Source organism: Variovorax sp. dw_308, from assembly GCF_019207085.1.
Taxonomy (GTDB): Bacteria; Pseudomonadota; Gammaproteobacteria; order Burkholderiales; family Burkholderiaceae_C; genus Variovorax.
Window position 1 is genome coordinate 1 of the sequence record NZ_JAATOM010000064.1, and the last position, 4,687, is coordinate 4,687.

Here is a 4,687-nt window from a genome sequence, read left to right on the forward strand (position 1 = left end):
GCAGAAGGTGCAGGCAGGCGAGAAGCTCGCGGTGATCGAGGCGATGAAGATGGAGAACGTGCTGTTTGCCTCGCACGATGGCGTGGTCGGCACGATCTCGGCGGACAAGGGCGAGTCGCTGTCGGTGGACCAGGTGATCCTGGAGTTCGCATAAGCACAGGCGAGCGCCCGCCGGATTGATTTGCATCAACTCGGCGGGCTGCGTGCGCCATAGGATGGGATGCGCCACACTATGCAGCGAGGGCTATCCTCGGAGCAAACCCGGTCTGGGGCCTCGAGAACAGGAACGGTTCCCATGAAAATATTGCAGCTTCTTGCGTGTGGCGCGGTAGTGGTCGCCGTGCAGCCCGTCATGGCACATCAAGTCAATGCATGCATCGATGCACAGGGCCGCAAGGTCATGACGGATCGGCCTTGCGAAAACCCCGCTGTCGAACACGAGCGCGACAAGCAGCGAAAGGTGCGGGGCGTCGGCGTCGAGCAGGTGCGGGCCCCGGACATCTTCGAGACGAGAACGAAGATCGACAACAACGGGAAGCCCATTTCGACGGATTCTCCGGACGACGCCGGCAAGTCGCAGGGACGCTAGTCTCTCCAGGGGAATGCCGTGGAACCCATCGCTTTCGCTCGCAGTCTGTTCGTCGCCCTCCTTGCCGCGGGCTCACTCTCATTCGCCCCCGAGGCGAGTGCGGCAGGCGAGCCAGCCCCGGTGGACATGGGTCCGCGTGCAGTCACGGCCATGACGACGAGGCAAGTGCTCGACCACGGTCGAAACGAGCAGCTGGTGCGGTTGCGGGGTCGGATCGTGTCGCACGAAGGCGGGCAAAACTACACCTTCCGCGACGACACGGGCTCTCTTCCTGTCACCATCGAACGCACAAAGCTCCCGGGCAAGCAGACCCTGCGCGCCGGGCAGCACGTCGAACTCGTCGGGCAGATCCTGAAGGAAATGCGCCACAAGATGGAATTCAGGGTAAGGCAAGTGCGGCTGCAGTAGGGCTGCGCCTTGGCGATCCGCCACGCGTGCCGACGCCGTGCCCCTGACAATGCGCCCGGTCGATGACCTTCAAGGGCGATCCATGCGCTTGAACTTGAGGTAGTCGGCCTCGCTGAGATCGCCCAACTGGCGCGGATACTTTTGCGTCGCGGCGTACCACAGGGTCAATCGCTTCTCGAAATCGTCCGGCGCCGACAGGTACGCGTCCAGCGCCAGGTAGTAGCGCATGGCGTTGCGCTCCACCAGACCCAGCATCTCGCCGATCAGTTTCGGGTCGCCGTTCGACTCTTTCCCGACGACCGTGAAACCCACCTTGTCGCGGCCGAAGGTGGCCAGGTAGCTCTTGGTCGCCACGCGCGTCGCGGAACCCTGTTCGTAGGTGTAGCTGAAGTGGACGAAGGACTTGCCGCTGTCCAGCGGGATGCCCTCGACCGAAATCAGGTAGTTGCGCGTTCCGAAGGGTCCTGAGGCGGCACTCAGCTTCGCGTCGAAGTAGTCGGGCGTGGCGGCGTCGACGCGAACATGAAAGGTCAGCTCGAAGGCATCCTTGACGGGAATGTCGTAGCGCCGGACCACGCTCAGTGTCAGGGTCTTCTTCGCCTCGTCGACCCGGCAGGCGCGGTTGTTGAGGTGAAGCATCAGCATCTCGCACCAGCGGGCCGGCTTGACCAGGTTGGCATTGAACGCGGACAGCGGCTGGTCCAGCACGCCGTAGACCTCGCCCTTCAGGCTGTCTCCTGTTTCGGTGGAATTCAGGACCATCGGCCGGCCGAACGGGCTGTTCGACAGGCGAGGGGAGAGCTTCCCGTAGCTCGCACGCAATGCGGAGGCGCCGCCAGGCGCGGCGTAGGCCGCGGACGTTGGCGCGCATGCGATGCAGGTGGCTGCGAGGGCTGCCGTCAGGGCGCGGACAAGACTTCGGGTCGTCATGGTGGACACCTTCGGCAATGCAGCACCGGCCTGGTGCTGCGGATCGGGTCGATATTTCGCAGGCCTCGGAGTTTCGTGGCCGCCACGGTGTGTCGACCGCCAGCATATTGCTGCTTCATCGTCGCCGTGGTGATCGCCCTCAATTCCAGGAAATCAATTCGTGCCACGATGGACTCACGAAGCGAGAGGAGTACGCAATGACCGATTCGAGAAAAGCATCCTTTGGCCGGACAGCCCAAGTGCTCGCAGCAGCCGGCCTGCTGGCGCTGTCGGGCGCTGCACTGGCAACCAACCAGTCGCAGCAGCGCCAGGCTGGCCGGGACGTGAACCAGGCTGCCAAGCATGACGCGCGCTCGACCAAGGTCGACTGCAGGGCCGCGAACCAGCAGAGCAACGCCGCTTGCCGCCACGACAAGCGCGACACCAAGCAGGAAGGTCGCCAGGACAAACGAGACATCAAGTATTGACCTGCCATTTCGACGAGCGGCTCCTGGAATGACCCGGCTGAGCCATCGCTCGACGGGGTCCTCGTCCATGCCTGCATTGCGTTTGCTGCTTGCGATTGCCCTGGGCTTGCTGGTGTCGGCCTGCGCCAGCCTGCCCGATCGGGTGGAGCGAGTCGGGTCGACGGCACTGACGGACACGGAAGGCACCCATCTCGGACAGGTGCTGCGTCCGGAACTCGCAGCCCATCCCGGTACGTCCGGCATCTATCCGCTCGGCGAGGCCAAGGACGCCTTCGCCGCGCGCATCCTGCTGGCGCAGGCGGCGGAACGCAGCCTCGACCTTCAGTACTACATCTGGCACGGCGACACCACCGGCCAACTGCTGTGGGAGGCGATCTGGCAGGCGGCCGAGCGCGGGGTGCGCGTGCGGCTGCTGCTGGACGACGCCAACACCGGCGGCCTCGATCCCATCCTCGCTGCGCTCGACGCGCATCCCAACATCGAGGTCAGGCTCTTCAATCCCTTTGCCAACCGCAAGTTCCGCCTGGCAGACCTGGGTGATTTCTCGCGTCTCAATCGCCGCATGCACAACAAGTCCTTCACCGGCGACAACCAGATGGCGATCGTCGGCGGCCGCAACGTGGGCGACGAGTACTACGGCGCGGATCTCAACGTCGGTTTCCAGGACCTGGACGTGCTCGCCGTCGGACCCGTGGTACGCGAGGTCTCGGCCGAGTTCGACCGCTACTGGAACAACGAGTCCGCCTATCCCCTGGCGAGCTTGCTGGGCCCGGCGCCAAAGGACGGCGCCAAGCTCCTGAACGAGAACTGGCAGAAGGTCAGGCAGGATCCGAAGGCACAGCGCTACGCCGATGCAGTGCGCCAGAGGCCGCTCGTGCAGCAGGTGGCCGAGCGCAGGATCGCGTTCGAGTGGACCACCGCGCAAGTCCTCAGCGACGACCCTGACAAGGTGCGCTTTTCGCCCGAGCGCAAGGACCTGCAGTTGAGGCCGCGGCTGACCGAGGTGTTCGGCAATGGGCGGCGCGAACTCGACCTGGTGTCGCCGTACTTCGTGCCCGGCCTGGGCGGCGCGGATGCCCTGGAAAAGATGGCCGCGCGCGGCGTGAAGGTGCGCGTCCTGACGAACTCGTTCCAGGCCACCGACGTGGCGCCGGTGCATGCCGGCTACGCCCGGTACCGCAAGCAGTTGCTGGAATCCGGCGTCAAGCTCTATGAGCTCAAGCCGGGCTCGACCGACGTCACGTCGAAGGATGAGGCCGGGCGGAGCGGCGGCGTCCCCGGAAGCAGCGGCTCGGGCGGGAGTTCTTCCGCGAGCCTGCATGCCAAGACCTTCGCGGTGGACCGGAGCCGCATTTTTGTCGGCTCCTTCAACCTCGATCCCCGTTCGGCGCTCCTCAACACCGAGATGGGCGTGCTCATCGACAGCCCCGCGCTGGCGCAGCGCCTCTCCGGCCATTTCGACAGCCTGATCCCGGACTACGCCTACCAGGTGCAGTTGCAGCCCGACAGCACCCGCATGGAATGGATCGACCGCAGCCCCGCTGGCGGCGAGACCCGCTACACGAGCGAGCCGGGCATCGGCCTGCTGCAACGGCTGTGGATCAACTTCCTTTCGATCCTGCCGATCGAGTCGATGCTGTAGCGCCCGGCAGCATGCGTGTCACCGTCACGCTTCGCGACGGATCCGCGCGAGGACGAGGACCCGGCCGGCGAGCCTAGTACGGCGCATTGACGACGACGTATTGGGATCCCTGGGGCTGATACCAGGTGCTTCCGCATTGCTGATAGACCATGCCGCCGTAATTGACCGGCGCGCAGTTGGCCGGCACCGAGTTCACCATCGAGCCGATCACGGCGGAGGTCACGGCCACTGCGGCGCCGACGGCCACGGCGCCGGCGACCGGGTGATAGTCGTTGTCCCAGCCGCCGCCGCAGCAGTTGTTGTTGTTTCCGCCAGCGACGACGACGTTCCGATTGGCATTGACGTTGACGTTCTGGTTCGCATTGACATTGCGGTTGTTGTTGACGTTGGTGTTGCGGTTGGTGTTGTTCACGCTGTTGGCGCTGGCGCTTCGAACATCGTTGGTGCGGGCGTCGGCCCTGCTGTTGTTGGCCTGTGGCGCTTGCCGGGCGCCACCACCCGCGCGCGCCTCGGCGCCGCCGCCACCCGCCGCGCCAGCGCGCGCGCCAGCGCCTCCACCGCCGCCACCCCCAGCGCGAGCCCCGCCGCCACCACCACCCCCCCCGCCCCCGACCCGTTCTGCCCCTCCCGCCTCCCGGCCACCCGCGCGCG

The 4,687-nt window shown here is 65.7% G+C and carries 7 protein-coding genes; 5 read left to right on the top strand and 2 right to left on the bottom strand.

The window, feature by feature from the left end:
* From HCU76_RS36040 to HCU76_RS36050, 3 genes are all read left to right on the top strand, one after another.
* Nucleotides 1–154, top strand: a 154-nt coding sequence (locus HCU76_RS36040) for a biotin/lipoyl-containing protein (RefSeq protein WP_218512028.1), incomplete at its 5' end; no start/stop codon positions are given.
* A gap of 141 nt (nt 155–295) precedes the next feature.
* Complete coding sequence (locus HCU76_RS36045) at nt 296–589, top strand: DUF4124 domain-containing protein (RefSeq protein WP_218512023.1); 294 nt, start codon at nt 296–298, stop codon at nt 587–589.
* Between the two features lie 18 nt (nt 590–607).
* Nucleotides 608–997 (top strand): NirD/YgiW/YdeI family stress tolerance protein, encoded by a 390-nt coding sequence (locus HCU76_RS36050; RefSeq protein ID WP_218512024.1) that lies wholly within the window; start codon nt 608–610, stop codon nt 995–997.
* 69 nt (nt 998–1,066) lie between these two features.
* On the opposite strand, the gene HCU76_RS36055 is transcribed toward HCU76_RS36050, so the two are convergent.
* Nucleotides 1,067–1,927 (bottom strand): hypothetical protein, encoded by an 861-nt coding sequence (locus HCU76_RS36055; protein ID WP_218512025.1) that lies wholly within the window; start codon nt 1,925–1,927, stop codon nt 1,067–1,069.
* Nucleotides 1,928–1,944: 17 nt separating this feature from the next.
* On the opposite strand from HCU76_RS36055, the gene HCU76_RS37470 reads away from it, so the two are divergent.
* Both HCU76_RS37470 and HCU76_RS36065 read left to right on the top strand, forming a co-directional pair.
* Entirely contained in the window at nt 1,945–2,394 is a 450-nt protein-coding gene (locus HCU76_RS37470) for a hypothetical protein (protein WP_371319968.1), read from the top strand.
* Nucleotides 2,395–2,461: 67 nt separating this feature from the next.
* The gene (locus HCU76_RS36065; protein WP_218512026.1) at nt 2,462–4,036 is read left to right on the top strand and encodes a phosphatidylserine/phosphatidylglycerophosphate/cardiolipin synthase family protein; all 1,575 of its coding nucleotides are present in this window, start codon (nt 2,462–2,464) and stop codon (nt 4,034–4,036) included.
* Nucleotides 4,037–4,109: 73 nt separating this feature from the next.
* Here the strand turns inward: HCU76_RS36065 and HCU76_RS36070 are convergent.
* A partial coding sequence (locus tag HCU76_RS36070) for a hypothetical protein (protein WP_218512027.1) occupies nt 4,110–4,687 on the bottom strand: 578 nt, incomplete at its 5' end.

Bases quoted from the DNA above. Each gene is read 5' to 3' on its own strand.
- HCU76_RS36045 (WP_218512023.1), top strand. From the start codon at position 296: ATGAAAATATTGCAGCTTCTTGCGTGTGGCGCGGTAGTGGTCGCCGTG.
- HCU76_RS36055 (WP_218512025.1), bottom strand. From the start codon at position 1,927: ATGACGACCCGAAGTCTTGTCCGCGCCCTGACGGCAGCCCTCGCAGCC.
- HCU76_RS37470 (WP_371319968.1), top strand. From the start codon at position 1,945: ATGCAGCACCGGCCTGGTGCTGCGGATCGGGTCGATATTTCGCAGGCC.
- HCU76_RS36065 (WP_218512026.1), top strand. From the start codon at position 2,462: ATGCCTGCATTGCGTTTGCTGCTTGCGATTGCCCTGGGCTTGCTGGTG.